Annotated in this window: 25 protein-coding genes and 3 tRNA genes; 16 read left to right on the forward strand and 12 right to left on the reverse strand. The window is 63.0% G+C overall.

Features of this window, described 5'->3' with window-relative positions:
• Window positions 1-10 precede the first annotated feature (10 nt).
• From hemW to rph, 3 genes are read right to left on the reverse strand one after another with little or no spacing between them, the layout of a single operon-like run.
• Window positions 11-1,234, reverse strand: coding sequence for a radical SAM family heme chaperone HemW (gene hemW / locus NCS67_RS03115; protein WP_250434143.1), 1,224 nt, complete (start codon window positions 1,232-1,234; stop codon window positions 11-13).
• The gene (gene rdgB, locus NCS67_RS03120; RefSeq protein ID WP_250434145.1) at window positions 1,231-1,848 is read right to left on the reverse strand and encodes an RdgB/HAM1 family non-canonical purine NTP pyrophosphatase; all 618 of its coding nucleotides are present in this window, start codon (window positions 1,846-1,848) and stop codon (window positions 1,231-1,233) included. The genes hemW and rdgB overlap by 4 nt, the downstream gene beginning before the upstream one ends.
• Complete coding sequence (rph, locus tag NCS67_RS03125) at window positions 1,841-2,599, reverse strand: ribonuclease PH (protein ID WP_008350941.1); 759 nt, start codon at window positions 2,597-2,599, stop codon at window positions 1,841-1,843. The genes rdgB and rph overlap by 8 nt, the downstream gene beginning before the upstream one ends.
• A gap of 244 nt (window positions 2,600-2,843) precedes the next feature.
• Between rph and NCS67_RS03130 the strand changes: the two genes are divergently transcribed.
• The 5 genes from NCS67_RS03130 to NCS67_RS03150 all read left to right on the forward strand — a co-directional run bounded on the left by NCS67_RS03130 (window position 2,844) and on the right by NCS67_RS03150 (window position 7,774).
• Window positions 2,844-3,794, forward strand: coding sequence for a YicC/YloC family endoribonuclease (locus tag NCS67_RS03130; RefSeq protein ID WP_250434147.1), 951 nt, complete (start codon window positions 2,844-2,846; stop codon window positions 3,792-3,794).
• A gap of 9 nt (window positions 3,795-3,803) precedes the next feature.
• Entirely contained in the window at window positions 3,804-4,478 is a 675-nt protein-coding gene (gene gmk, locus NCS67_RS03135; RefSeq protein ID WP_008350937.1) for a guanylate kinase, read from the forward strand.
• A gap of 69 nt (window positions 4,479-4,547) precedes the next feature.
• Window positions 4,548-4,751 carry a DNA-directed RNA polymerase subunit omega gene (rpoZ, locus tag NCS67_RS03140; protein ID WP_006999799.1) on the forward strand — a complete coding sequence of 68 codons (204 nt, stop codon included), beginning with the start codon at window positions 4,548-4,550 and terminating at the stop codon, window positions 4,749-4,751.
• A 72-nt stretch (window positions 4,752-4,823) separates the two neighbouring features.
• On the forward strand, window positions 4,824-7,220 hold the full coding sequence (locus NCS67_RS03145) for a RelA/SpoT family protein (protein ID WP_008350928.1): 2,397 nt from the start codon (window positions 4,824-4,826) through the stop codon (window positions 7,218-7,220).
• Window positions 7,221-7,282: 62 nt separating this feature from the next.
• The gene (locus NCS67_RS03150; RefSeq protein WP_250434149.1) at window positions 7,283-7,774 is read left to right on the forward strand and encodes a phage protein NinX family protein; all 492 of its coding nucleotides are present in this window, start codon (window positions 7,283-7,285) and stop codon (window positions 7,772-7,774) included.
• Window positions 7,775-7,835: 61 nt separating this feature from the next.
• Here NCS67_RS03150 and NCS67_RS03155 read toward each other — a convergent pair.
• Window positions 7,836-7,912 (reverse strand) — tRNA-Arg (locus tag NCS67_RS03155).
• Between the two features lie 87 nt (window positions 7,913-7,999).
• Window positions 8,000-8,076: transfer RNA gene (locus tag NCS67_RS03160), tRNA-Arg, on the reverse strand.
• A gap of 172 nt (window positions 8,077-8,248) precedes the next feature.
• Here NCS67_RS03160 and greB point away from each other — a divergent pair.
• Window positions 8,249-8,800, forward strand: coding sequence for a transcription elongation factor GreB (gene greB, locus NCS67_RS03165; protein WP_008350924.1), 552 nt, complete (start codon window positions 8,249-8,251; stop codon window positions 8,798-8,800).
• 71 nt (window positions 8,801-8,871) lie between these two features.
• Here the strand turns inward: greB and NCS67_RS03170 are convergent, their stop codons facing one another.
• Window positions 8,872-10,014 carry a porin gene (locus tag NCS67_RS03170; protein WP_008350922.1) on the reverse strand — a complete coding sequence of 381 codons (1,143 nt, stop codon included), beginning with the start codon at window positions 10,012-10,014 and terminating at the stop codon, window positions 8,872-8,874.
• Between the two features lie 1,241 nt (window positions 10,015-11,255).
• Here NCS67_RS03170 and NCS67_RS03175 point away from each other — a divergent pair.
• A complete protein-coding gene (locus NCS67_RS03175) occupies window positions 11,256-12,401 on the forward strand; it encodes an exonuclease domain-containing protein (protein ID WP_008350920.1) in 1,146 nt (381 codons plus the stop codon).
• Between the two features lie 7 nt (window positions 12,402-12,408).
• On the opposite strand, the gene NCS67_RS03180 is transcribed toward NCS67_RS03175, so the two are convergent.
• Window positions 12,409-13,011, reverse strand: a complete 603-nt coding sequence (locus tag NCS67_RS03180) for a chorismate mutase (protein ID WP_008350918.1) — start codon at window positions 13,009-13,011, stop codon at window positions 12,409-12,411.
• Window positions 13,012-13,245: 234 nt separating this feature from the next.
• Window positions 13,246-13,395 carry a hypothetical protein gene (locus tag NCS67_RS03185; RefSeq protein WP_008350916.1) on the reverse strand — a complete coding sequence of 50 codons (150 nt, stop codon included), beginning with the start codon at window positions 13,393-13,395 and terminating at the stop codon, window positions 13,246-13,248.
• Between NCS67_RS03185 and NCS67_RS03190 the strand changes: the two genes are divergently transcribed.
• Window positions 13,394-13,648, forward strand: coding sequence for a hypothetical protein (locus NCS67_RS03190; protein WP_250434151.1), 255 nt, complete (start codon window positions 13,394-13,396; stop codon window positions 13,646-13,648). The two genes, NCS67_RS03185 and NCS67_RS03190, sit on opposite strands and share 2 nt — an antisense overlap.
• Window positions 13,649-14,018: 370 nt before the next feature.
• Here NCS67_RS03190 and NCS67_RS03195 read toward each other — a convergent pair.
• From NCS67_RS03195 to pepN, 3 genes are all read right to left on the reverse strand, one after another.
• Window positions 14,019-14,094, reverse strand: a tRNA-Thr gene (locus NCS67_RS03195).
• 96 nt (window positions 14,095-14,190) lie between these two features.
• Window positions 14,191-15,210, reverse strand: coding sequence for a class 1 fructose-bisphosphatase (locus tag NCS67_RS03200; RefSeq protein ID WP_008350914.1), 1,020 nt, complete (start codon window positions 15,208-15,210; stop codon window positions 14,191-14,193).
• Between the two features lie 165 nt (window positions 15,211-15,375).
• A complete protein-coding gene (gene pepN / locus NCS67_RS03205) occupies window positions 15,376-18,093 on the reverse strand; it encodes an aminopeptidase N (protein WP_250434161.1) in 2,718 nt (905 codons plus the stop codon).
• A gap of 223 nt (window positions 18,094-18,316) precedes the next feature.
• Between pepN and NCS67_RS03210 the strand changes: the two genes are divergently transcribed.
• The 8 genes from NCS67_RS03210 (at window position 18,317) to NCS67_RS03245 (ending at window position 26,453) form a co-directional block, all read left to right on the forward strand.
• The gene (locus NCS67_RS03210; protein WP_250434163.1) at window positions 18,317-19,036 is read left to right on the forward strand and encodes a DUF4136 domain-containing protein; all 720 of its coding nucleotides are present in this window, start codon (window positions 18,317-18,319) and stop codon (window positions 19,034-19,036) included.
• A 187-nt stretch (window positions 19,037-19,223) separates the two neighbouring features.
• Entirely contained in the window at window positions 19,224-19,922 is a 699-nt protein-coding gene (locus NCS67_RS03215; protein WP_008350908.1) for a CDP-alcohol phosphatidyltransferase family protein, read from the forward strand.
• Window positions 19,919-20,731, forward strand: a complete 813-nt coding sequence (locus NCS67_RS03220) for a HalD/BesD family halogenase (RefSeq protein WP_008350907.1) — start codon at window positions 19,919-19,921, stop codon at window positions 20,729-20,731. The genes NCS67_RS03215 and NCS67_RS03220 overlap by 4 nt, the downstream gene beginning before the upstream one ends.
• Complete coding sequence (locus NCS67_RS03225) at window positions 20,728-21,744, forward strand: flippase-like domain-containing protein (RefSeq protein WP_008350904.1); 1,017 nt, start codon at window positions 20,728-20,730, stop codon at window positions 21,742-21,744. The genes NCS67_RS03220 and NCS67_RS03225 overlap by 4 nt, the downstream gene beginning before the upstream one ends.
• A 24-nt stretch (window positions 21,745-21,768) precedes the next feature.
• The gene (locus tag NCS67_RS03230; RefSeq protein WP_008350902.1) at window positions 21,769-22,545 is read left to right on the forward strand and encodes a phosphocholine cytidylyltransferase family protein; all 777 of its coding nucleotides are present in this window, start codon (window positions 21,769-21,771) and stop codon (window positions 22,543-22,545) included.
• On the forward strand, window positions 22,542-24,239 hold the full coding sequence (gene aepX / locus NCS67_RS03235; RefSeq protein WP_034471350.1) for a phosphoenolpyruvate mutase: 1,698 nt from the start codon (window positions 22,542-22,544) through the stop codon (window positions 24,237-24,239). Before NCS67_RS03230 ends, aepX begins: the two co-directional genes overlap by 4 nt.
• Window positions 24,232-25,389 (forward strand): phosphonopyruvate decarboxylase, encoded by a 1,158-nt coding sequence (gene aepY / locus NCS67_RS03240; RefSeq protein WP_250434191.1) that lies wholly within the window; start codon window positions 24,232-24,234, stop codon window positions 25,387-25,389. The genes aepX and aepY overlap by 8 nt, the downstream gene beginning before the upstream one ends.
• Window positions 25,389-26,453: a 2-aminoethylphosphonate aminotransferase gene (locus NCS67_RS03245; protein WP_244807804.1), complete on the forward strand. Its 1,065-nt coding sequence runs from the start codon at window positions 25,389-25,391 to the stop codon at window positions 26,451-26,453. The genes aepY and NCS67_RS03245 overlap by 1 nt, the downstream gene beginning before the upstream one ends.
• On the opposite strand, the gene NCS67_RS03250 is transcribed toward NCS67_RS03245, so the two are convergent.
• Window positions 26,454-26,888 carry a hypothetical protein gene (locus NCS67_RS03250; RefSeq protein ID WP_008350894.1) on the reverse strand — a complete coding sequence of 145 codons (435 nt, stop codon included), beginning with the start codon at window positions 26,886-26,888 and terminating at the stop codon, window positions 26,454-26,456.
• Window positions 26,889-26,928 lie beyond the last annotated feature (40 nt).

The following is a 26,928-nucleotide window of genomic DNA, read 5'->3' on the forward strand; positions in this document are numbered from 1 at the left end:
GTCGGCGCGCTCAATTGTGCGGATCCTTCAAGAACAGTTCCTGGAGATCGTTGAGAAAGCGTTGGCCGAGTTCGGTCGGCGCAATGCGTTCGATGTCGCGCGTGATGAGCCCGCGTTGTTCCGCTTCGGCGAGCGCCGGCTCGATCGCGGACAGCGCCAGTCCCGTGCGCTCGACGAACGAATGCACCGGAAAGCCTTCGACGAGCCTAAGCGTGTTCAGCATGAACTCGAACGGCAGATCGCGCGGACCGACTTCGCGTTCTTCCTGGATCGCGGTTTCGGCCGGCGAAAGCGCGTGATCCATATAGCTCGAAGGATGCTTGAAGCGCGCCTGACGCAGAATCTTGGACGGAAACGACAGCTTCGTATGCGCGCCCGCGCCGATGCCGAGGTAATCGCCGAAGCGCCAGTAGTTCAGGTTATGCCTGCTCTGACGGTGCGGCTTCGCATACGCCGACACTTCGTAGCGCGCGTAACCGGCCTCGCGCGTGCGCTCGTGGATCCAGTCCTGCATGTCGGCGGAAGCGTCGTCGTCGGGGAGCGCGGGCGGGTATTTGGCGAAGACCGTGTTCGGCTCCATCGTCAGGTGATACAGCGACAGATGCGGCGGCGCGAACGAGATGGCCGTCTCGATATCGTGCTTGCACTCGTCGAGCGATTGCTGCGGCAGCGCGAACATCAGATCGAGATTGAAGTTGTCGAAGTGCTTCGCGGCGATCTCGACGGCTTTTTTCGCCTGCATCGCATCGTGAATGCGGCCGAGCGCCTTCAGATGCGCCTCGTTGAAACTCTGAATGCCGATCGACAAACGATTCACGCCGCTCGCGCGAAACGACGCGAACTTGGCCGCCTCGAACGTGCCGGGATTGGCTTCGAGCGTGATTTCGGCGTCGGCATCGATGGGCAGCAGCGCGCGCGCATCGGAGAGAAGGCGGTCCAGCCCTTTCGCCGATAACAGCGATGGCGTGCCGCCGCCGATGAAAATCGTATGCACCTGCCGTCCCCACACGAGCGGCAGCGCGCTTTCGAGATCGGCGCGCAGGGCATCGAGATAACGTTCTTCGGGAAACGTGTCGTCCTTCCACTCGTGCGAGTTGAAGTCGCAGTACGGACACTTGCGCACGCACCACGGGAAATGCACGTACAGCGAAAGCGGCGGCAGCGACGTCAGCCGGATGCTTCCCGGCGACGTGAACGCCTGCACGATGTTGATCGTCTTCGGTCCGGCGCTCACGCAAGTTCCTTCAGTCGTTGCAGCAACTCGCGCAACGCGAGCGCGCGATGGCTGAGCGCGTTCTTGCGCGCGGGATCGAGTTCGGCGGCGGTCGCATCGAGCGTCGGCAGGAAGAAGTGCGGATCGTAGCCGAAGCCATTTGCGCCGCGCGGCGCATCGATCACTTCGCCATGCCAGCGGCCTTCCGCGATGAGCGGCTCGGGATCGTCCGCGTGACGCACGAGCACGAGCACGCAGAAGTAGTAAGCGCGGCGATCCGTGTGCTGAGCGAGGTCGGCGACGAGCTTCGCGTTGTTCGCGGCATCGCTTTTGGCGCCGCCGCTCATCGACGCATAGCGCGCCGAATACACGCCCGGCGCGCCGTTGAGCGCGCGCACGCAAAGGCCGGAATCGTCGGCGAGCGCGGGCAGGCCGGTGAACGTCGCGGCGTGCCGCGCCTTCGCCAGCGCGTTCTCGACGAAGGTCGGGTGCGGTTCGGGCGCTTCGGGCACGCCGAGTTCGCCCTGCGCGATCAGTTCGATGCCCGCCGCATCCAGCAGCGATGCGAATTCGCGCAGCTTGCCCGCATTGTTCGATGCGAGCACGACGCGCCCAAGACCATTGACGTCACACACCGCGAATCCCCAGTGCTTCCTTCTGCTTCAGGATCAGCGCCTTGATGCCGCTGTCGGCGAGCGCGATCAGCTCGTTCATCTCGTCGCGCGTGAAGGGCGCGCCTTCCGCCGTGCCCTGCACTTCGACGAAGCCGCCCGCGCCCGTCATCACGACGTTCATGTCGGTATCGCATTGCGAGTCTTCGTCGTAGTCGAGATCGAGCACGGGCGAGCCTGCGAAGATGCCGACCGAAATCGCCGCGACGAAATCCTTCACCGGCGACTTCGCGATCCTGCCCGACGCGAGCAGTTTGCCGACCGCATCGTGCGCGGCGACGAACGCGCCCGTGATGCTCGCCGTGCGCGTGCCGCCATCGGCCTGAATGACGTCGCAATCGATATGCAGCGTGCGCGCGCCGAGCGCGTCCAGATCGAACACCGAGCGCAATGCGCGGCCGATCAGCCGCTGAATCTCCTGCGTGCGGCCCGTCTGCTTGCCGCGCGCGGCTTCGCGGTCGCTGCGCGTGTGCGTCGCGCGCGGCAGCATGCCGTATTCCGCGGTGAGCCAGCCTTGCTCCCGGCCGCGCAGAAACTCGGGCACGCGCTCGGCGATGCTCGCCGTGCAGATCACCTTGGTATCGCCGAATTCGACGAGCACCGAGCCTTCCGCGTGCTTCGTGTAATGCCGCGTGATGCGTACGTCGCGCAGCTGATTCGCGCGGCGGCCGCTCGGACGCGGGGGAGAAGGCTTGAGCAGGGGAGAGTCGGTCATGGATGTCGGAAGAAGAGTGTGGAACCAGCAAACTTAGCGATTTTATCGTCATTCACTTTCAGGCGTTGCGCGTGCGCCATGCGCGCCGGTCCGCCGTCCGGGCGGCTTTCGCGGCAAAAATGGGATAATGCGGGTTCCTCGCCCGGCGGCCCAACGCAGGCCACTCACAGGCACTTTCGACAGCGCCGGGCGTTTCGTATCGAATGGGTCTTCGCAACGAAGGCTCTCTATCGCGAGACGTACCATGATCTACAGCATGACAGGCTATGCCAGCGCGACGCGCGAAGTCGTCGCGGATGGCGCGGGACCCGATGGCGCGGGCGGTTCGGGCGTCGGTGTATCGGTGGAATTGCGCACGGTGAATTCGCGCTTTCTCGACCTGAACTTCCGCATGCCCGAAGACGTGCGCGCGACCGAGCCGCAATTGCGCGAAATGCTGATGACCAAGCTCTCGCGCGGCAAGGTCGATATCCGCATCAACCTGAATCGCGTCGAGCAGACGGCAAACGCGGGCGCGCTCAATCGCGACGCGCTCACGCAGCTCGCCGCGCTCGAACGCGCCGTGCTCGATATCTTCCCCGACGCCGAGCGCATGCGTACCGGCGAAATCCTGCGCTGGCCCGGCGTGCTCGCGGAAAGCTCGGTGTCGCAGGAAACGTTGCGTGAGGCCGTGCTCGCGTGCGGCAAGCAGGCGATCGCCGATCTCATCGAAGTGCGGGCGCGCGAAGGCGCGGCGCTCGGCAAAGTGCTGATCGACAACGTGACGGAGATGGAAACGATCGTCGCGCGCATCACGCCGCTCGTGCCGGAACTCATCGCGAAGCATCAGCAGAAAATTGTCGAGCGGCTGCAGGACGCGCTCGGCATCGCGACGACCGAAGGCGGCGGCGCGGTCACGACGAGCGTGCCGCGCGAGGAAATCGCCGAGCGTATCCGCCAGGAAGTGACGATGTACGGCATTCGCATCGACATCGCGGAAGAATTGCAGCGTCTCACCGCGCATCTGAACGAAACGCGCCATGTGCTGCAAAAGGGCGGCAAGGTCGGCAAGCGTCTCGACTTCATGATGCAGGAGCTCAACCGCGAAGCGAACACGCTCGGCTCGAAGGCCGCCGCGAAAGAACTCGCCGACGCATCGATGACGCTGAAACTGCTCATCGAGCAGATGCGCGAGCAAGTACAGAATCTGGAGTAACGCAACATCATGCCGAATACCACGCATCGCTCGCACAGCCATTACACGGGCATCTATCCGGGCAACCTGTTCATGGTCGTAGCGCCCTCGGGCGCGGGCAAGTCCACGCTCGTGAACGCGCTGCTCGCCGAGGACAAGGACATTCTGCTGTCGGTTTCGTACACGACGCGCGAGGCGCGCTCGAAGGAAACCAATGGCGTGCAGTATCACTTCGTGTCCGTCGATGAATTCATGGAGCGGCGCGACAAGGGCGAGTTTCTCGAAAGCGCCGAAGTGCACGGCAACTACTACGCGACATCGAAGCTGTGGATCGCGGAGCAGATGAAGCAGGGCCATGACGTGCTGCTGGAAATCGACTGGCAGGGCGCGCAGCAGGTGAAGAAGCAGTTCCGCAATGCGGTGGAGATTTTCATTCTGCCGCCGTCGCTCGATGCGCTCGAAGACCGCCTCAAGAAACGTGGCCAGGATTCCGAAAAAGTGATCGTGCGGCGTCTGCTCGCGGCCGGCAGCGAGATGGCGCATGCATCGGAAGCGGAGTATGTCGTCATCAACGAGAACTTCGATCGCGCGCTTAACGAACTGCGCTGTCTCGTCGCCGCGACGCGCCTGCGCTTCACGTCGCAATACGCACGCAACACGCAGCTTTTCGTGGACCTCGGCATCCACTCCACGCCGCAAGCGTGACGCATTGCAGTGGCCGGGTCGATCGGTCACATAAGGTAGAATAAAACCCATATTCCGAAGGAAACAAACATGGCCCGCATCACTGTCGAAGACTGCCTGAAACAAATCCCGAATCGCTTCGAGCTCGCGCTTGCGGCAACGTATCGCGCGCGCCAGCTCGCACAAGGCCACACGCCGAAGATCGAAAGCCGCGACAAGCCGACCGTCGTCGCGCTGCGCGAGATCGCCGCGGGCCAGGTTGGCATCGAAATGTTGAAGAAGGTGCCCGTCTAAGGGCCGCAGTTCCACACGGTTTCATTTTTTGCAACCGACAACCCAGCGCGTCACGTCACCACGGAGGGGAAGATGAGTCAGACACCGTTGCCCATCTCCACCGCCGTGGATCCCGATATCGAAGTCGACGCCGACTCGATGCTCGATGCCGAAAAGCCGCACGCGGCGCGCAAGTACATCGACGCGGTTCTCGAACAATCCTTCCGCCATCTGTTCGGGCCGACCGCCACGCCGGAGCAGCCGCGCAAGCACGACGTCGTTTCCATCGCGAAACTCACGAACGCGCTCGCGAGCTACATCACTCCGGAAGAGATCAAGGAAGTCAAGGCGGCTTTCCACTTCAGCGACGAAGCGCACCTCGGCCAGTATCGGCAGAGCGGCGAGCCGTACATCACGCATCCGGTCGCGGTCGCGGAAATTTGCGCGGGCTGGAAGCTCGATGCGCAATCGATCATGGCGGCGCTGCTGCATGACGTGATCGAAGACCAGGGCGTGACCAAGACCGAAATCGCGGAGCGCTTCGGGGCCAAGGTCGCGGAACTGGTCGACGGCTTGTCCAAGCTGGACAAGATGGAATTCCGTAATCGCGAGGAAGCGCAGGCGGAAAACTTCCGCAAGATGCTGCTCGCGATGGCGCGCGACGTGCGCGTCATTCTCGTCAAGCTCGCGGACCGGCTGCACAACATGCGCACGCTCGGCGCGGTGCCGCCGGAAAAGCGCAGGCGCGTCGCGCGCGAGACGCTGGATATCTATGCGCCGATCGCGCATCGGCTCGGTCTGAACAATACGTATCGCGAGTTGCAGGATCTGTCGTTCGCGAACTTCAATCCGAATCGTTACGCGACGCTCGAAAAAGCGGTGAAAGCAGCGCGCGGCAACCGGCGCGAAGTGGTCGGCAAGATTCTCGAAGCGGTGCAGCGCACCATCGCGGATGCGAAGATCAACGCGGAAGTCACCGGCCGCGAAAAAACGATCTACAGCATCTACAAGAAGATGCGCGACAAGCAGTTGTCGTTCTCGCAGGTGCTCGATGTGTACGGCTTTCGGGTCGTCGTCGAGGGCGCGCTCGAATGCTATACGTGCATCGGCGCGCTGCATGCGCTCTACAAGCCCGTGCCGGGCAAATTCAAGGACTACATCGCCATTCCGAAGGTGAACGGCTATCAATCCTTGCACACGACGCTGGTCGGCCCGTTCGGCGCGCCGATCGAGTTCCAGATCCGCACGCGCAAGATGCACGAGATCGCCGAGGCGGGCGTCGCGGCGCATTGGCTTTACAAGAACGGCGGCGCCGATCTGAACGACGTGCAGAAGCGCGCGCATCAATGGCTCAAGTCGCTGCTGGACATTCAAAGCGAGGCGGGCGACTCGAGCGAGTTCCTCGAACACGTCAAGATCGACCTGTTCCCGGACGCCGTCTACGTGTTCACGCCGAAGTCGAAGATCATGCCGCTGCCGCGCGGCGCGACGGCGCTCGACTTCGCGTATTCGATTCACAGCGACCTGGGCAACCAGTGCGTCGCGGTGAAGATCAACAACGAACTGCTGCCGCTTCGCACGGAGTTGAAGAGCGGTGACATCGTCGAGGTGATCACCGCACCGTACTCGAAGCCGAATCCCGCGTGGCTCGGCTTCGTGCGCACCGGCAAGGCGCGCTCGGCCATCCGTCACTATCTGAAGACGATGCGACTGAACGAGTCGGTCCAGTTGGGCGAGCGGCTCGTCGATCAGAGTCTCAAGGGTTACGGTCTCGCGCTATCCGACGTCACGCCGGAAGTATGGGAAAAGCTCGTGCTTTGGACCGGCAACAAGACGCGTCAGGAAATCTTCGCCGATATCGGTCTCGGCCGGCGCGTGGCGGCGGTCATGGCCAAGCGCATCGAGGTGCTGATGAACGGCATCGCCGATGACGAAGATCACCCGCATCGCGAGCATCACAACACGAATACCGCGCCGCCGGTCGTCATCACGGGTACGGAAGGCATGTCGGTGCAGTTATCACCGTGCTGCCGGCCGATTCCGGGCGACGACATCATGGGCTATATCGGCATCGGACTCGGCATGGCCATCCATACGACCGAATGCCGCGTGGCGCAGCGCATCCATCGGCGCGATCCGGGTCGCTGGATCGACGTCGCGTGGGCGCCGCAGCCGGGCCGTCTCTTCGACGTCGCCGTCAAGGTGCTCGTGAAGAACACGAAGGGCGTGTTCGCGCGCGTCGCGGCGGACATCACGTCGGCGGACGCGAACATCGTGCATATCGCGATGGACGAAGACGTGTCGCAGGAAGCGAAGCTGCTGCGCTTCGTGATCCAGGTGAGCGACCGCGTGCATCTGGCGAACGTCATGCGCCGCGTGCGCACCAATCCGGACGTGATGCGCATCGCGCGCGAGCGTCCGAGCGACGAACCGCATCACCGCAATCAGGACGGCGGCATGCGCATCGACCGCGAGCGCGCCGACTACTGACGCGGCGCGGGTATGCGGCGTGCATGCCTGTCGTCGTTCGACGAACAGGAGAGAGCGCCGTAATGAACACATCCGATCTCGAAGGCGCCACGCTCGACTATTGGGTCGCGCGCGGGCTGCACGAATTCATCCGGGAAATCCACTTCACCGATAGCGGCGAGACGCTGTCCATTCGCGGCAACGATCGCGGCAAGCCCTGGGACGGGCGTTTCCTGCCATCGACGTCATGGGACGCAGCGGCCGTGGTTCTGGAGCGCGCCTGCAAGCTCGAGATGCACGATCACGGGCGCGGGGAAGTGGTCTGCATCGTCACGTTCGGCAAGGACGGCAAACCCGTGGAAGGGCGCGGCGCGTCGCTACGCATCGCCTTGCTGCGGGCGTTCGTGCGGCATGCTTTCGGCGATGCCGTCGACGACGAATTCCCGCGCCGTTCTCAGACGCTGCTCGGCGCGCGGGCTGAGGCGATCGGGGAGTCGAGCGCGGTGGCTTCGGTGGAGGATGTGCCGAGGCCGGACCTGGGTATCGGCGATATCGGCTCGGTGCCGCGACAGTAGTTTGCGCGCTACGGTCGGGACAAACAAAAAGGGCCTTCCGTATGGAAGGCCCTTCGAAAGATGGCGCGGCTGGCAGGATTCGAACCCACGACCCCTTGGTTCGTAGCCAAGTACTCTATCCAACTGAGCTACAGCCGCACGCAAAACGGTACAACACTATGTTACTTCAACGCGCTAATGGTTAAGCGCTTGATGACCTCGTTAGAGCGAGAACATCCGAAAAGTTGGCGCGGCTGGCAGGATTCGAACCCACGACCCCTTGGTTCGTAGCCAAGTACTCTATCCAACTGAGCTACAGCCGCACGCAGAAGCGGAATTATAGCCAAGCCTATTCTGAAAAGGAAGGGGTTTTGCCCAGAATTTCGAATTTTCGGTCGATGCGCCTCCGACGAAAGATGGCCTCGACGTGGTAAGTTGATGTTTCGAAAGCAAGTACATTCCGGAATTCGACATCAATCGGCAACGAGCGGCATCATGAACAAGGCATTTGTCAAAGAGTCGGACGACACCGACGACGACCTCGAACTCGGCCAGCCCGACGTCCCGGCGGGCACGAAGAACTACATCACGCCTCAAGGCCATCAGCGGCTGCGTGACGAGTTGCTGCAGCTTCTCGATACGGAGCGCCCGGAAGTCGTCAGGCTCGTTTCGTGGGCCGCTTCGAACGGCGATCGCTCGGAGAACGGCGACTACATCTACGGCAAGCGGCGGCTGCGCGAGATCGACCGGCGCATCCGCTTCCTGGGCAAGCGCCTGGATCTCGCGGAAGTGGTGGACAGCAGCAAGCAGGAGAATGTCGATCAGGTGTTCTTCGGCGCGACGGTGGACTACGCGGGCGACGACGGCGACGTGAAGACGGTGACGATCGTCGGCGTCGACGAAGTCGATCTGGATCGCGGCTACGTGAGCTGGATCTCGCCGGTCGCGCGCGCGCTGCTAAAGGCGAAGATCGGCGATACGGTGCCGTTGCACACGCCTGCAGGCATTCAGCAGATCGACATCCTGGACGTCCGATATCCACGCTGAAGCGACGCGCAACGACGAAAAAAAAGCCGCTCCGAAGAGCGGCTTTTCTACAGCGGGACTGCTTGTGAAGCTTAGAAGCGGTGACGCATGCCGACCGTCGCCGAAACCTGGTTGCCGTTCGACGACATACCAACGCCGTTGATCACCGCGCCGACCGGCAGGCCGTCCTGGTCGGTCATGTGCTGGTATTCGCCTTGCAGGTACACGTCGGTGCGCTTCGACAGCGCATACGCCGTTTGCAGGCTGAACTGGTGGAACTTCGGCTTTTCGCCTTCGATACGGCTATCCGTGTACGTGTACGCACCTGCGATCGACAGAGCCGGCGTCAGGTTGTAGCGGCCGTTCACTTCGTAGTTCGTGAAGCGCATGCTGTCGCCGTTCAGCGCGATGTTGCCAGCGCCTTGCGAGCCGACGTTCGTCAGCTGCGTCGCGTTGTCGAGCATCGTCTGCGTGAACACGAAGCCGACGGTTGCCGGGCCGAACGCGTAGTTGATGCCGCCGCCGAAGATGCGCTGACGCGAAGCGACGAAAGGCGTGTTGTCGGTCGTGACCGCACCGGCCGTGTTGTTCGTCGGCGAGCCGACGTTGTTCAGTTGCATGTACGCTGCAGCAACGTTCAACGGGCCGTAGTTGTACGACGCGCCGACGCTGTACGCACGGTTATCCGCGAAACCGCCGGCTTCGTTCGAGAAGCCGTACATCGCGCCCATCTTGAAGCCAGCGTAGTTCGCGCTCGTGTACTTGACCGAGTTGTTGACGCGGAACGTGTTGTCGAGGTTGTCGTTGTCGAACGGGTGAGCGAACTGCGTGCCGCCGTATTGCGTGCCCGTCAGAGCCAGAGGCCCGAGGAAGTCGACCACGGAGTCATATTGACGGCCGAGCGTGATCGAGCCGAACTGGTTGCTCGACAGACCGACGAACGCCTGACGGCCGAACTCACGACCGCCCTGGCCGTTCGTGCCGTTCATGATGTTGAAGCCGTTTTCCAACGTGAAGATCGCCTTCAGGCCGCCACCGAGGTCTTCCGAACCACGCAGGCCCCAACGGCTGCCGTTGACCGAACCGCTCGTCGCCTTCCAGTTGCTGTGGCCTTGCTGGTTGTTCGTGTAGGTGATGCCCGCATCGATCAGGCCGTACAGCGTGACGCTGCTTTGCGCATGGGCGGCGGTAGCAAAAACGCCCGACAGGGCGGCGACCATGAGAGTCTTTTTCATCTTTGTAACTCCGAGAGCAGATAGGGCCGGGGACCCAGGCTTTGAGGAAACCTCGCTCCGGCGCGCTGCGAGAGGCGCGGGCGGAGGAGCAATGGATCGGCGTCACCGACACATTTGTTTCCGGACCAGACGAAGTGTAAAGACGGTGTTACAGCGCAAGGCGTTCCAATTTCCACAATAAATCATTGTGGATGCGGCAATGATCGATGGAACGCGTATTTTTGTTTATATACAAGGGTTTATCCGCGAATAAAGTCGTAAGACATGCGGTGTCAACCAAATGACGTTGCGCATGCGCGACACGATTGCCGCAAGAAAACAACGGGAAACTTCTGGAAATTCGATTGTTGAGATATTTGAAACAGAAGTTTGCTGCTTTTGCGGGTAATGAATGCGGGCCGCATCGATATACTGTCGTCTCTGCTTTCCGAAGCAGACTTTTTCGTTGACGGAAAAAGATCTCCAAACTTTGTCAGCGCGACTTCCCGGTCGCGCTTTTTTTTGCCCGGAGCCTTGTGGGACTTGGGTTCGCGTCCGCGGCGCGGAAGCTTTTAAGCGGCCGCGGCGCGCAGTAAGGAAGACGCGACGAGCGTTTGGCATCATCGCTCGAATCGGTCGAGCGGAATCATCGCCGATTTGTTTCATTACATTTAAGTTGCGACTTAGTTTGCAGGCCGGTTAATGTCGGAGAATCGGGCAAGACGAAAGGCGCTGACGATTAATATAATGCTCTGTGCAGCCCGGAGGCACTAAAGTCTTAATATCGTTCGGTATAGGAGAAGCCGCGTTGCGTCGCTGTTCTTTTTCGCCGATAAACCGTGCTTGCGCTATTTTCATTTAATGCGGACCGATTAACTAAGCGAGAAAACGGTCAGCGCCCTAAATGGACGCTGGCGGGCGGCAGCCACGGGCGAGCGCGGCGCAACGGCCCTCGCCCAAGCCTCGCAAGGTTCGCCTTCCTGCGGCTCAGCGAGCCGCGACGGCCGCAAACTCGTATCCTTGATAATCCGGAAATGCTTTTAAGGGTTATCCGCCATTGCGATGCGTTAAATTCAGCATCGGCTTAATGGGAAACTATCAAAATGGTGTGGTTTTAACTGAAGCAAAAACTAGCCAAAAAAGCCGACTCGTCCCGCCCACCGACTGTTCCGGTAAAAGTCCGCCGCTTCCGGCTGCGTTAGAATGGGCAATCCAGCATTCGCTCCATCCAAGGCGCATCCCGCCGTCTCTCGCCGTTCACGATGCATCCCGATCCGTCCGCAAGCTACGCTTATCCCTCCGAACCCATCGTCTTCGTCGATCTCGAAACGACCGGCGGCACATTCGGCGTGGACCGAATCACCGAGATCGGCGTTGTCGAAGTCGGGCCGGCGGGCGTGTCGCAGTGGACATCGCTCGTCAATCCGCAGCGGCCGATTCCTTCGTTCGTGCAACAGTTGACGGGCATCACCGATGCAATGGTGCGCGAGGCTCCGACGTTCGAGCAGCTGGCGTCCGGCTTGCTCGACCGCATGAAGGGCCGCCTTTTCATCGCGCACAACGCACACTTCGACCACAGCTTTCTGAAGGACGAATTCCGGCGCGTGGACCTTCGCTTCGCGCCCGACGTGCTGTGCACGGTACAGCTTTCCCGCGCCGTTTATCCGGCGGAAAGCCGTCACGGTCTCGATGCGCTCGTCGCGCGCCACGCGCTCGTGCCGGCGGCGCGGCATCGTGCGCTCGCCGATGCCGATTTGCTGTGGCAATTCTGGCAGCACCTGCATCGCGCGCATGCGCCGGATGTGATGCGCACGCATCTCGAACGCGTGACGCGCCGGTTCCAGCTCGCCGCGCACATCGACGAGGACACGATCGAGCAGATCGTTTCGGGCTGCGGCGTCTACATGTTTTATGGCGACGACGACGCGCCGCTCTACGCTGGCCGCAGCGTGCGCTTGCGTCAGCGTGTGCGTTCGCATCTCGTCGGCCCGCGGCGCTCGGCGAAGGATCTGCGTCTCGCCGCGCTGGTGCGTCGTCTCGAATGGAAGGCGACGGGCGGCGAAATCGGGGCATTGCTGGCCGAGGCGCAATGGATCGCGAGCGCGCGTCCAGCGCACAACCGCGCGCCGAAGTCGCGTTCCGGCGACGTTCGCGGCGCGCCTTGGCCGTATGCGGGTGCTATCGCGATCGAAGAGTGCGATGCGGCATCGGGGCAACGCGCGTGGCATGTCATCGACAACTGGCGCTATCTCGGCACGGCCGGCACGCTCGAGGAAGCCGGCGCGCTGCGCGCAAGCGCGGATTCTCCCGCGTTCGAGCTGTCCACTTATCGAATTCTGAGCGAGCGTCTCGCGCGCGGTCTCGTCGCGACACCGCTTGTCGCCGCAACGCTCGCGTCCGCCATCTGACGCGCCGTCACCCGACCGCGCCCACGCCGCCCGACGCGCAGACGTGCGACAGCGCGCGCATGAGAGGCGCGTTCATCGACGAGTTGTAGCGCGTCAGATGCTTCCATCGCGCGACGCTTTCCGCGAGCCGCACGGGGCAGTCTTCGGCATGGCGGATCGGCTCGACATGCGCGAGCGCCGAGACGAGCGACTGCGTCAGCCGATCGAGCTTCGGACGCGTGTCCTTGGCGAGATCGGGCGGCGCTTCTTCCGGCGCAGCTTTCAGCGCGCGCCAGTTCGCGAAGAGCGCGTTCTGCACATCCTTGCTGGCTTCGATCTGATCGCGAAAGAACTGACGCGCGAATTCGGGATCGACCTGCGCGGCGCCGGCCTTTTCCTCGACGTGCTTGAGCAACGCTTCTTCGCGCGGCGCATCGGTGATCGGCTCGTGATGCGCCCACTTCCAGCGCGCGACCGGCTCCGCGAGTGCGAGCCGTTGGGAGACGAGGGCGATGAGGTTGGTGAACGGAGTGTCGTCGCCGTCTGCATGCACGGAAGAGGGCGCGGCGAACGCAAGCGCACAGGCGAACGCGGCGGAGGCGAGGAGAGAAGGGGGCGATCGGCGGCGCATCGGTATCCGGGCAAAAGCGCCAGAATAGCGCACCGCGGTCAAACGGGAACGACGGCAGCCAACTGGCGGAGGGGATTTCACGAGGCAAGCCGTAGCGCACGACCGGCCCCGATGCGGTCATGAACGAGAGGCGCGACGCGTCCTGGCGTGAGCCATGTGCGGACCGGATGGTCCGAGTGCGCCGCGCGCGGCGGGCGTCGTTCTCACGACGACGGCGTGATCCAGCGGGTCCGCCTACTTCGACTGCGCCGAGTCGCGCTGTTCGTCGAAGAACGCGCGCACATGCTCGGGCAGCTCCGTCGCGAGAAACTCGACGCCAACCGGTTCCGGATCCGGACAAAGCACCTTGTCGGGCGTCGGGATTTTCGTCGGTTTTGCGTCCATGATTTCTCTCCTGAATGACTACAACAATTGCGCTAACACGGTCGATGCGGCTATTGCGCCGCCGCATGCAGCCGAATTGCCGATTACGGTTCCTTCCATAGATGCGTTATCGGATCGCCACCGCTTCTGCTTGAGCCGAATCGGCGCGTTTCATCAAGAACGCATGATCGTTCGTGTCGGGACCGGAATCGCTTCGGTAATCGATTGCCGGCCGCTGTATTCGTTGCTGCAAAAACTACGTTTTATCGCCTAGCGACTGCCGCCCCGCGAGCCGCATCCAGCTTGGGCTGTACCCCGAAAGGCATCAGCGCGTACTTAAACTGTAGCTTTTCCTCTATGGATATAACGATACCGGGAAACCAGCGTTGACGCTTCATGGTGCGCAGCGGAAAATGGCTCGTTGTTGTACGAAAGCGCACATATAAGACGAATCAGGCGCGCGGGTGCTGCCGAATGTGAAATCGCTGAAGCCGATTTTCGGTTCGAATCGCAAACCTGTGTGTCGCGATGGCGATCGTTGCGAAAGTGCGAAAGATTGCGGGGGTTTCGAGAAACGCGGAGCAAAAAGCAAAAACCCGCGACACATGCGTGATCGCGGGTTTTTAGAACTGCCTGAATTCTTGTGGTGCCGGAAAGAGGAATCGAACCCCCGACCTTCGCATTACGAATGCGCTGCTCTACCGTCTGAGCTATTCCGGCTCCGAATTTTTTCTTCGTTTTTTGCGTTCGTTTAGTTCGTCAGCAACGAAGAAGTGAGATTATGCAGAGCCTTTCTGGCTTTGGCAATACCTTAGATCAATTTTTCTTTTCGACGTGGTAGCGCGTCACGCGATCGACCTCGCTCTTCGAGCCGAGGAACACGGCGACGCGCTGATGCAGGCTCGTCGGAACGATATCGAGGATGCGCTGTTCGCCGTTGGTCGCGGCGCCGCCCGCCTGCTCGACGATGAACGACATCGGGTTAGCCTCGTACATCAGACGCAGCTTGCCGGGCTTCGACGGATCGCGCTTGTCGGCCGGATACATGAAGATGCCGCCGCGATTCAGAATGCGATGCACGTCCGCGACCATCGATGCGATCCAGCGCATGTTGAAGTCTTCCTTGCGCGGGCCGTCCTTGCCGTCGTTCAGCTCGCCGATGTAGCGCTGCACCGGCTCATACCAGTGACGGCTGTTCGACGCGTTGATCGCGTATTCGCGGGTCTCGACGGGGATTTTCATGTCGCGCTGCGTGAGCACCCAAGAGCCGAGCTCGCGATCGAGCGTGAAGCAGTTCACGCCGTGGCCGGTCGTCAACACGAGGACGGTTTGCGGACCGTACACCGCATAGCCCGCCGCGACCTGCTGCGAACCCGGCTGCATGAACGCCGCTTCGCTCGGATCGGCGCCGTCCGGGCAACGCAGCACCGAAAAGATCGTGCCGATCGACACGTTCACGTCGATGTTCGATGAGCCGTCGAGCGGATCGAACGTCAGCAGATAGTTGCCCTTCGGGTAGCGATTCGGAATCGGGAAGATCTTTTCCATTTCTTCCGATGCCATCGCGGCCAGATTGCCGCCCCATTCGTTGGCTTCGAGCAGAATTTCGTTCGAAAGCACGTCGAGCTTCTTCTGCACTTCGCCCTGGACGTTCTCGCTGCCTGCCGAGCCGAGCGCCTCGCCTAGGGCGCCCTTGCTGACGTGATAGCTGATCTGCTTGCAGGCACGCGCGACGACTTCGATCAACAGACGCAAGTCGGCAGGCAGGTTCTGATGTTCACGCTGCTGCTCGATCAGATACTTCGAGAGCGTGGTGCGGCTGGAAATGGAGGACATGCTTAGGCTCCGTGAGCGTTAGACGAATATTCACGATTCTAACCGCTCGACCCGGCCGCTCCATGTGACAGCGACCGCCTGCATCCGCCATAAGCGAGAACGGCCGCCGCGCGAGGTTCTCGCGCGGCGGCCGCTAAACACCAAAAACTCCCGACGAAACAGCGCTTAAGCAGCGAGCGCCTTTTCGACGACCTCGCGAACGTCGCGCGATTTCGCCTTCGCGGCGACGTCGCTCAACGCCGCGTGCATCTTCTCGCGCAACTGCGGCGTGAAGCGGCGCCACAGTTCGAGCCCGCGTGCGAGCCGCGCCGCGACCTGCGGATTGAGCGCGTCGAGCGCGATCACCTGTTCGGCCCAGAACGCGTAGCCGGAGCCGTCGGCGGCGTGGAATTGCGCGGGATTGCCGCTGCAGAAGCTGAAGATCAGCGAGCGCGCGCGATTCGGATTCTTGATGTTGAACGCCGGATGCTGCATCAGCTTGCGCACGATCTCGATCACCTTGCGATCCGGACCGCCGCGCTGCGTCGCCTGAAGCGCGAACCACTTGTCGATGACGAGCGCCTCGTTCTCGAAGCGGCGATAGAAGTCCGCGAGCGCCGCGTCCGCGACGGTCGCATCCGCGCCCTTGGTCGCGCTCGCAAGCAGCAGCGCGGAAAGCGCCGCCGAGCGGTCGGTCATGTTGTTGGCGGCGTCGTACTGCGCCTGCGCGAGCTTGACGGCGTCGCGCGGATCGTCGAGCTGGCTGAGATAGGCGAGCGCGAGGTTCTTCAGGCCGCGCTTGCCCGCGTCTTCCGGCGTCGGACGATATTCGCCCGGCGTGCGGTTCGCTTCGTACGTCGCGAGCCATTTGTCGCGCATTTGCGACGCGAGACGGCGGCTCATGAACACGCGCGCAGCGTGGACGGCGGCGGGATCGGACACGGTCATCTGCTCGGCCAGATAGCTCTCCGACGGCAGCATCAGCGCGAGCTCGCGGAAGGCGGGCGTGAGCGTGGTGTCGTCGAGCACGCGGGCGAACGCGGCGATCACCTGATCGTCGATGGCGAGCGCCTCGCCCTTGGCCGCGCGCTCGGCGAGCGCCAGCAACTCGCGCGTGGCGAGCCGCTGGCCGGCTTCCCAGCGGTTGAACGGATCGCTGTCGTGCGCGAGCAGGAACGCGAGTTCATCGTTCGTATAGTCGTATTCGACGATCACCGGCGCGGAGAAATTGCGCAGCAGCGACGGCAGCGGCGCCTCGTTCACGTCGACGAAAGTGAACGACTGCTCGCGCTCCGTGAATTCGAGCACGCGCGTCGTGCCGTTCGGTTCCTTCTCGCCTTCGAGGCGCAGCGGCAAGTCCGCGCCGTTCTGGCCGATCAGGCCGACCGAGAACGGAATCAGCAGCGGCCCCTTCTGCGTTTCGCGCGCAGCTTCCGACCCGTCGCCGTAACCCTGCGTGAGCGTCAGCGTGTAGCGCTTCGTCGCGGCGTCGTAATTTGCGCGCACCGACACGCGCGGCGTGCCCGCCTGGCTGTACCAGCGCTCGAATTGCGCGAGATCGCAATGATTCGCGTCGGCGAGCGCCTGGCGGAAGTCGTCGCAGGTCACGGCCTGGCCGTCGAACCGCTTGAAATACAGGTCCATGCCGCGGCGGAAGCCGTCGCGACCGAAAAGCGTCTGATACATCCGCACGACTTCCGAGCCTTTTTCGTAGACGGTCATCGTGTAGAAGTTGTTGATCTCGACGTAGCTTTCCGGGCGCACCGGATGCGCCATCGGGCCGGCGTCCTCGGCGAACTGCATTTGACGCAGCACGCGCACGTCCTCGATGCGCTTGGTCGCGCGCGCGGCGGCGCTCGCCGCGCCCTCGACGTCGCCGGCGGCCATATCGGCGGAAAATTCCTGATCGCGAAACACGGTCAGGCCTTCCTTCAGGCTCAACTGGAACCAGTCGCGGCAGGTTACGCGATTGCCGGTCCAGTTATGGAAGTACTCGTGGCCGACCACGGCCTCGATGTTGGAGAAGTCGGTGTCCGTCGCGGTTTCCGGGTTTGCGAGCACATACTTCGTATTGAAGATGTTGAGGCCCTTGTTCTCCATTGCGCCCATGTTGAAGTCGCTCACCGCGACGATCATGAAGCGGTCCAGATCGAGCTCGAGGCCGAAGCGCTTCTCGTCCCAGCGGATCGAGTTGATGAGCGAATCCATCGCGTGACGGGTCTTGTCGAGATCGTGCGGCTCGACCCAGACTTGCAGCAGCTTTTCCTTGCCCGAGCCCGATTCGATGCGTTCCTCGATGCACACGAGCTTGCCCGCGACGAGCGCGAACAGATAACTCGGCTTCTTGAACGGATCTTCCCATTTGGCGAAGTGGCGGCCATCGGGCAGATCGCCTTCCTCGATCAGATTGCCGTTCGACAGCAGCACCGGACACGCAGTCTTGTCGGCGCGCAGCGTGACGGTGTAGGTAGCCATCACATCCGGGCGATCGAGGAAGTAGGTGATGCGCCGAAAGCCCTCGGCTTCGCACTGCGTGAAGAAGTTGCCACTGGAGACGTAAAGTCCGGAGAGCGTCGTGTTCTCGGCCGGATTGCAGATGCTCTCGATGCTAAGCTCGAAAGCATCCGCGGGAATACTGCCGATGGACAGTCCGTTTTCATTGACGCGGACATCCGCGTGCGCGACGCCGTCGATCGCCGCGCTCACGAATTCGAGCTGCTCGCCCATCAGTTCGAGGCGCGATGCGTCGCCTTGGGCGTCGGGGTTGCGCCGCAGCTTCATCGTGTTCTTCACGACCGTGCGCGATGGCACGAGGTCGAATTCGAGCGCGACGGAATCGATCAGGAACGCGGGCGGCGTGTAGTCCTGGCGGCGAATCACAGCGGATGCGGTCGTGGTAGACATGGCAAGATCTTCATGTTTGGATTGAACGGCGCCGGCGTCTCGCGCGTGCGCTTTTAGCGCACCAACGCGTGCGCGCCTGGTCGAATCATTGTACAAGCCGCCCGGCGATCGTGAATCGGGCGGCGCCACGCGTCGTGGACCCCACAAAACAAGGACGCCGCCATGCGACGCAAGGCGGTGCTGTCTATAACGGAGAAGGGTGCTGAACGAAGTGAGGACGACCATGAAATTCCCGATCAGGACGCTCGTCACATGGCCGCTGATGCTGGCGGCGATGTGGCTCGCCGGCTGCACGACCTACGTGCAGACGCAGGTCACTGCATTCTCCGACTGGAGCGGCAGCGACGCGACCCGCACCTACGCGTTCACGCGCAAGAGCGAGCAGCAGAACAGCATCGAGCAGACGACCTACGAGACGCTCCTCGCCAACGAACTCGCGAAGTACAACTTCCGTCAGGCGCCCGAGGCGAGCGCGAACTATCAGATCGCGATCGCCTATTCGGTTCGCGGCGACATGGTGACCGTGCGTCAACCGGTCTACTACGATCCGTGGCCGATGTACGGTCCGTGGGGCGCCGGCCCATACTGGGGCGGACCGTGGGGCGGGTGGGGGCCGTACGGTTCGTGGGGCGCGACGGGTTACGTCGATCAGAGCTATCCGGTCTATACCCACGCGCTGCAGATCCGCATGAACGACCGCAAGACCGGCCGCGAGACGTACAAGGTGACGGCGGTGAACGCGACGGGCGATCCGTCGCTGTATCAGGCGATGCCGTATCTCGTGCGCAGCGCGCTGGCGGACTTTCCGCTCGGTAACGGCACGGTCAGAACGGTGACGCTGCCGGTGGACAAGAGCGGCGGCATGTCGAACGAGACGGCCGCGTCGGCCGGACCGAACGAGCGCAGCGTCGCACCCGCGCCCGCAGCGAAAACCGTCGATTGATCGGGCCGTCGCATCGACGCGAAAACGGCATCGGAATTTTTTGCCGTCATGCGCAGTGAGCATTGCCTTTTACGGCTTCGGGAAATGTTTCAAACACGCCCGCCGCCCTTGACTAAACAGGGAAATATCGCGGCGGCGCCGGGCCGCAATATATGCAGCTTCGGTCAATTAGCGATATATTCCCGGGATGACAAAATCGTGTCCGCCCAATCCTGAAGCCGTTCCCGAGCCCACCACATGGGATGCGCGGCTCGCACGCCGTCTCGTCACGCCGCTCGTCGGCACGCCGGTAACGCCCAACCATCTGACCACGCTGCGCCTCGCCATCGGCTTGGCTGGAGCGTGGTATCTGTCGCTCGGCCAGTTCTGGATGTGCACGCTCGGCGCGCTTCTCATCGCGCTGTCGAATTTCGTCGATCACACCGACGGCGAACTCGCGCGCATCAGCGGCCAGTCGAGCAAGATCGGCCATTTCTACGATCTCGCGTGCGATGCGCTCGTGACCGTGCTGCTGTTCCTCGGCATCGGGTTTTACGTGGCCGTTCATCATCCGTCGATGATCGTGCCCGCGCAATGGCTCGGCGGCATGGCGGGCGTGGCGGTTGCGCTGATCTTTTTCCTGCGCATGCGTATCGAATCGATGATCGGCAAGTCGGGCACGAAACAGGCGTCGTTGGCCGGATTCGAAACGGAAGACGTGCTGTATCTGCTTCCGCTCGTGACCATTCTGAACGGCATGACGCCGTTTCTGATCGCCGCGGCGATCGGCGCGCCGCTCTTCGCCATTTATGTGGCGGTGGACTATCAGCGCGTCGTCGCGCAGACGAAACGCCGCGCGCAGGCCACGCATGCAAAAGACGACAAAGATTTCCAGGCGGTGAGATGAGCGATACGGCAACTCCGGAGAGCACGCTGACACAACCGGCGCAGACGGCGACGACCGCGCGCCCGTCGAAGCGCGATATCGATTCGACGATGAACGCGCGCCTCGCCGCGCTGCAGACGCCGAAGCTGCGCGACGAGTACGGCCAGCAAGGCTCGTTTCTCTATATCGAAGACTTCCTGCCGCGCGACTACACCGAGCGGCTGATCGCCGCCGTGCACGACGTGATGCCGTCCGTGAACCGCAACTATCTGCCGGGGCACAAGGCGGGCGGCAGCGTGAGCCGTCACACGCTCGACAAGCTCGCGCCGTTCATCGCCGACCTGTATCGATCGGAAGCGCTCATCAAGTGGCTGGAATCGATCACCGGCGACAAGCTGCAACTCTCGCCGGAGGACGATCCTCACGCCTACGCGCTTTACTTTTACACGAAGCCCGGCGACCACATCGGCTGGCATTACGACACGTCGTATTACGATGGCCGCCGCTACACGCTCCTGCTCGGCGTGATCGACGATTCGTCCTGCAAGCTCGATTACGAACTGCACACGAAGAATCCGGCGGTTCCTGATCAGCCGGGCTCCGTGCAATATCCGCCCGGCGCGTTCGTGTTTTTCGACGGCGACAAGCTGCGCCATCGCGTCACGCCGCTCGGCGAAAACGAGATGCGCGTGTCGCTCACGTTCGAGTACGTGACGAACCCGAACATGCGTCCGTTTCAGCGCTTCATCTCGAACATGAAAGACTCGATCGCGTATTTCGGATTCAGGCAGGTCTTTCGCCGCAAGGGCGGCAAGAACGGACAGGCATGAGCCGCGCGGGCACATTCCTGCTGTCGGTCGGCGTGGTGCTGTTCATCGCGCTGCTCGGCTGGCAAGGCTTCGGTTCGGTTGCATCGACGCTGGCCGCGGCGGGCTGGGGATTGATCGCGGTCGCGGCGTTTCACTTCGTGCCGCTCGTCGTCGATGCCGGCGCGATCAGCGTGCTCTTCTCCAGTAAGGAACGCGACGTGTCCCTGCGCGACGCCTTGCTCGCGCGCTGGGCCGGCGAATCGGTCAATAGCCTGATGCCCGCGGGCCAGATCGGCGGGCCGATGCTGATGGTCCGCTATCTCGCGCAGCGCGGCATGCGCGCGCGCGACGCGGCCGCCGTCATCACCGTCAGCACGACGATGCAGACCGTCGCGCAACTGATCTTCGCGCTGATCGGCGTCGTGCTGCTGACAGGCTACGCGGCGGGCGGCTCGTCATCGACGGTCACGATCGCCGTGCTCGCGGTGATCGGCGTGATCGGTCTGATGATCTTCGGTTTCTATCTCGCGCAGCGGCGCGGTCTCTTCGGCCGCGCGATGCGCTTTGCGTCCGGCATCGCCGCGAAGTTCTCGGCGAAGCGCGACTGGTCGTCGCTCGTCACGCGCGCCGAAGCCGTCGACGCCGCCGTCCACGAGATGTATCGCGAGCGCGGCAAGGTCGCGGCGAGCTTCGGGCTGAGTCTCGTCGGCTGGATCGTCGGCACGGGCGAAGTGTGGCTTGCGCTGCATCTGCTCGGCCATCCGGTCGGCTGGGCGGAAGCGTTGCTGCTCGAAAGTCTCGGCCAGGCGATTCGCGGCGCGGCCTTCGCCATTCCCGGCTCGCTCGGCGTGCAGGAAGGCGGCTATCTGCTGCTTGCGCGTCTGGTCGGCTTGCCGCCGGAAGCGGCGCTCGCGCTGTCGCTTGCGAAGCGCGCGCGCGAACTGCTGCTCGGCGTGCCGGGCATCGTCTATCTGCATTTCGTTGAAAAAGGCTGGCAGCGCCGCCGTCTCGCGCGCGTGCCGGATATCGACTGACCCACCCACGAAGGGAACACAAGCATGCGCGCAATTATTCTTGCGGCCGGGATGGGCTTGCGCCTCGTTCAGCCCGAAGGCCAGCAAAAGCCGAAGTGTCTGCTGCGCTTTGGTGATGCATCGTTGCTCGAACGTCATCTGCACTTTTTGAAAGCCGCGAACGTCGATGAAGTCGTCTTCGTGACCGGCTTCAAGAGCGAGCAGATCGAGGCGGAGCTTGCGGCGATCGACTGGAAGCCGAAGACGGAAATCGTCGTCAACGACGAATTCACGCTCGGCAGCGTGCTGTCCGTGCACACCGCGCGCGACGCGATGACGCGCGGCGGCGACGTCCTCCTGATGGACGCCGACGTGCTCTACGACGAACGCATCTTCGAGCCGCTCGTCGCGGGCGGCTCGTTGAATCGTCTGCTGATCGATCGCGATTTCGAAGCCGGCGACGAGCCGGTGAAGCTGTGCGTCGAGAACGGCGTGCCGGTCGAACTGCGCAAGCAGGTCGCGGCGGGGCTGAAGTACGACACGATCGGCGAATCTGTCGGCTTCTTCCGCTTCGATCACGCGACGGCCACGCGCCTCGCCGAAATCTGCGCCGATTATGTCGCGACGGGCCGCGCGAAGATGCCGCACGAAGAAGCGGTGCGCGACCTGTTGCTGGAAAAGTCCCACGCGTTCGATATCGCCGATGTGACCGGCGCGCCGTGGATCGAAATCGATTTTCAGAACGACGTGAAGCGCGCCGCGGACGAAGTGTTGCCGTCGCTCAACGCGCTGCGTCAGTTTGCAGGAGCCTCGCAACAATGAACGCACCCACGCAAATCCCGGTTGGCTACTCGCGCACGCTGCGCCTGCGCGAAATGCTGCAAAGCAACCGCCTCGAATTCCTGATGGAAGCGCACAACGGCATTTCGGCGCGCATCGCGAAGGAAGCCGGCTTCAAGGCGATCTGGGGCTCGGGCCTGTCGATCTCCGCGCAATTCGGCGTGCGCGACAACAACGAAGCGAGCTGGACGCAGGTCGTCGACAACCTCGAATTCATGGCCGACGCAAGCGATCTGCCGATCCTGCTCGACGGCGATACCGGCTACGGCAACTTCAACAACGTGCGGCGTCTCGTGCGCAAGCTCGAGCAACGCGGCATCGCGGGCGTGTGCATCGAGGACAAGCAGTTTCCGAAGACCAACAGCTTCATCAACGGCGAAGCGCAGCCGCTCGCGGATATCGACGAGTTCTGCGGCAAGATCAAGGCGGGCAAGGATTCGCAAAGCGATCCGAATTTTTCGATCGTCGCGCGCGTGGAAGCGCTGATCGCCGGCTGGGGCATGGAAGAGGCGTTGAAGCGCGCCGAAGCGTATCGCCAGGCGGGCGCGGATGCGATTCTCATCCACAGCAAGCTCTCCAAGCCCGACGAAATCCTCACGTTCGCGCGCGAATGGGCGGGGCGCGGTCCGCTCGTCATCGTGCCGACGAAGTACTACAGCACGCCCACCGATGCGTTCCGTCAGGCGGGCATCAGCTGCGTCATCTGGGCGAATCATCTGATTCGCGGCGCGGTTTCGGCGATGCAGGCGATCGCGAAGGAAATCCACGACAGCGAGACGCTCGTCAACGTCGAGGACCGCATCGCGTCGGTGAACGAGATTTTCCGTCTGCAGGACGCGGACGAATATTCCGCCGCCGAGAACATCTACCTGAGCGCGGCCAACGAGAAGCGCAGCGCGATCGTGCTCGCCGCGAGCCGCGGCGCGGGCCTCGAAGCGCTGACCGAAGCGCGTCCGAAGGTGATGCTGCCGGTCGCCGGCAAGCCGCTGCTGCGCCATCTCGTCGAGGCGTTCAAGAAGGAAAGCATCAACGACATCACCGTGGTCGGCGGATATCGCGCCGATGCGATCGAGAAGGGCGGCATCCGCCTCGTCGTCAACGAGAAGCACGAAAGCACGGGCGAACTTGCGTCGCTCGCGTGCGCCGTCCAGCACATGAACGGCGACACTGTGATTTCCTACGGCGACCTGCTGTTCCGCAGCTACATCCTGCGCGATCTGGTCGAGTCGGACAGCGACTTCTGCGTGGTCGTCGATTCGTCGCAGACGCTACAGGCGGGCGCGGCGGCAACCGATTTCGCGTACTGCTCGACCGCTGACGACCGCGCGCTCTTCGGCCAGAAAGTGTGGCTCGAAAGCGTGGTCGGCGCGGGCCAGATGATCGCCGATGGACGCGCGCCGCAAGGCCGCTGGATGGGCCTCGTCAAGGTGCGCGCCGCTGCGCGCGAACGCCTGCTCGCAACGCTCGGCACGCTGCAGCAACGCGCCGATTTCGACACGCTCGACACGGCCGCGCTTCTCAACGCGCTGATCGCCGATGGCCAGAAAATCGAAGTGCAATACGTGCACGGCCACTGGCGCGGCGTGAACGATCTCGACGATTTCCGTCGCGCGGGCGATTTCGCGCACGGTCAGACGCCGATCGGCTCGGAAAGCACGGAGAACGCGCGTGATTGAGGCCGCCCAGTTTGTCGAGGCGGCGCGCGAACGAGGCTTCGACTGGTATGCGGGCGTGCCGTGCTCGTTTCTGACTCCGTTCATCAACTACGTGTTGCAGGACGAATCGCTGCATTACGTGTCGGCGGCGAACGAAGGCGACGCGGTCGCGCTGATCGCCGGCGTCGCGTTGGGCGGCGGGAAGAAGCGTCGCGGCATCGCGATGATGCAGAACTCCGGTCTCGGCAATGCCGTAAGCCCGCTGACGTCGCTCACGTGGACCTTCCGTCTGCCGCAATTGCTGATCGTCACGTGGCGCGGCCAGCCGGGCGTCCACGACGAGCCGCAGCACGCGCTGATGGGCCCCATCACGCCGCAGATGCTCGAGACGATGGAAATCCCGTGGGAGCTGTTCCCCACGGAAGCCGGCGAGATCGGCCCGGCGCTCGATCGCGCGACCGACTACATGGACCGCACGGGCCGGCCGTACGCGCTCGTGATGCAAAAGGGCAGCGTCGCGCCTTACGAGCTGAAGAAAACCGGCTTGTCCGGCGTGCGCGTCAATGCGAATCCGGCGAGCGTGCAGCGCTTCGAAGGCGAGCGCGTGACGCGCCACGACGCGCTGCAAAAGGTCATCGCGAAGACGCCGAAGGATGCGACGGTCGTGCTCGCATCGACCGGTTTTTGCGGACGTGAGCTGTACGCGATCGACGACCGCGAGAATCAGCTCTATCTCGTCGGCTCGATGGGCTGTGTCACGCCGATGGCGCTCGGCCTCGCGCTCTCGCGTCCGGATCTGACCGTCGTCGCCCTCGATGGCGACGGCGCCGCGCTCATGCGGATGGGCGCGTTCGCGACGCTCGGCGCATACGGCCCGTCGAATCTCGTTCACCTGCTGCTCGACAACGGCGCGCACGAATCGACGGGCGGCCAGGCGACGGTGTCGCGCGAAGTCGATTTCGCGTCGATCGCATCGGCGTGCGGCTATGCGCTCGCGCTCGACGGCGACGAAATCGGCGTGATCGATCGTCTCTTCGAAGCGAAGGATGTCGGCGGCGTGCGTTTCGCGCGGCTGTCGATCAGAACCGGCACGCCCGCCGACTTGCCTCGTCCGAAAATCACGCCCGAGGATGTACGCGCGCGCCTGCAACAACACATAGGAGGCCGTTGATGCTGCTGCTCAATCCGGGCCCTGTCACGCTGAGCGAACGCGTGCGCAAGAGCCTGCTGCAAACCGACTTGTGCCATCGCGAGCCGGAGTTCTTCGATCTGCAGGACGAAGCGCGCGAGCGTCTCGTCGCCGCTTACGCGCTCGATCCGGCCGTGTGGAGCGCCGTGCTGATGACCGGTTCGGGCACGGCAGCGGTCGAAAGCATGATCGCCGGGCTCGTGCCGGAAGGCGGGCGGCTGCTCGTCGTGGAAAACGGCGTGTATGGCGATCGCATCGCGCAGATCGCGAAGCAGTACGGGATCGATCACGAGGTCGTCAAATACGAGTGGATGCAGGCGCCGGACATCGACGCGATCGTCGGCCTGCTCGACACGAAGAAGTTCAGCAATGTCGCGATCATTCATCACGAAACGACGACCGGCCGCCTGAACGCGATCGATCAGCTTTCGCGCGCGTGCAAGGAACGCGGCGTCGGTCTGTTGCTCGACGCGGTGAGCAGCTTCGGCGCCGAAGCGATCGATTTCGCGGGCGGCGGCATCGCCGCGATTGCCGCGACCGCGAACAAGTGCCTGCACGGCGTGCCGGGCGCGGCGTTCGTCATCGCGCGTCGCGATGCGCTGGCGCAGGCCGCGAGCCGCAACTATTACCTCGGCATCGCGCGCCTCGCGAAGCTGCAGGACGAGCGCAACACGCCGTTCACGCCGTCGGTGCATGCGTATTACGCGCTCGTCGAGGCGCTGCGCGAGTTCGAGGAAGAAGGCGGCTGGCGCGCGCGGCATCAGCGTTACGCGAAGCTCGCCGAACAGGTGCGCGCGGGGCTGGCTGCGCTCGGCATCGAGAGCGCGTTGCCGCCGGAAGAGTCGTCGGTGGTGTTGCGTGCGTATCGGCTGCCGAAGGGCGTCACGTATGAAACGCTGCACGACGCGCTCAAGGCGAAGGGCTTCGTGATTTATGCGGGGCAGGGCGGCCTGTCGAAGGAACTGTTCCGCATCTCGACGATGGGCGCGCTCGACGCGAACGACATGGATCGCCTGATTTCGTCGTTCGTGACGCTGCTGCGCTGATTACAGCTTGCAGAAAATCGCCGTGATGAAGGGCGCGACGTGGCGCACGACCGCGTCGCTGCCCGCCGCGCGCACTTTCTGCTCGACCTCGGCGTCGCCGCCCCAGACGACCGCGCCGTATGCCGCATCCCCGATCGGCTCGCCCTTGCCCTGCCTGAAGAGCGGATCGTCCTTCTGATACGCCACCAGCGCGTAGACCTTGAATCCATATGCCGTCAGCGTCGCGCCTTTCGCCGCGCGGAACGCGTTGATCGAGTTCGGCTCGACGCGCATCGGCTTCTTTTCCAGCAGATTGTTTTCTTGCAGCGGCGCGATGAAAGCGTGCGGCGTCGACTTGCAATCGAGTTGCGCATCGAGCGCTTCCGCGTGGGCGAGCGCGGCCAGCGACGCGAGCGTCATCGGCAGAACAAAGCGAACGAGTCGGGCAGCGATCATGGCGAAGCAGCGAACGTAACAGCCAGCACTTTAACGAGAT

Source organism: Caballeronia sp. ATUFL_F2_KS9A (assembly GCF_023630765.1).
GTDB lineage: Bacteria > Pseudomonadota > Gammaproteobacteria > Burkholderiales > Burkholderiaceae > Caballeronia > Caballeronia zhejiangensis.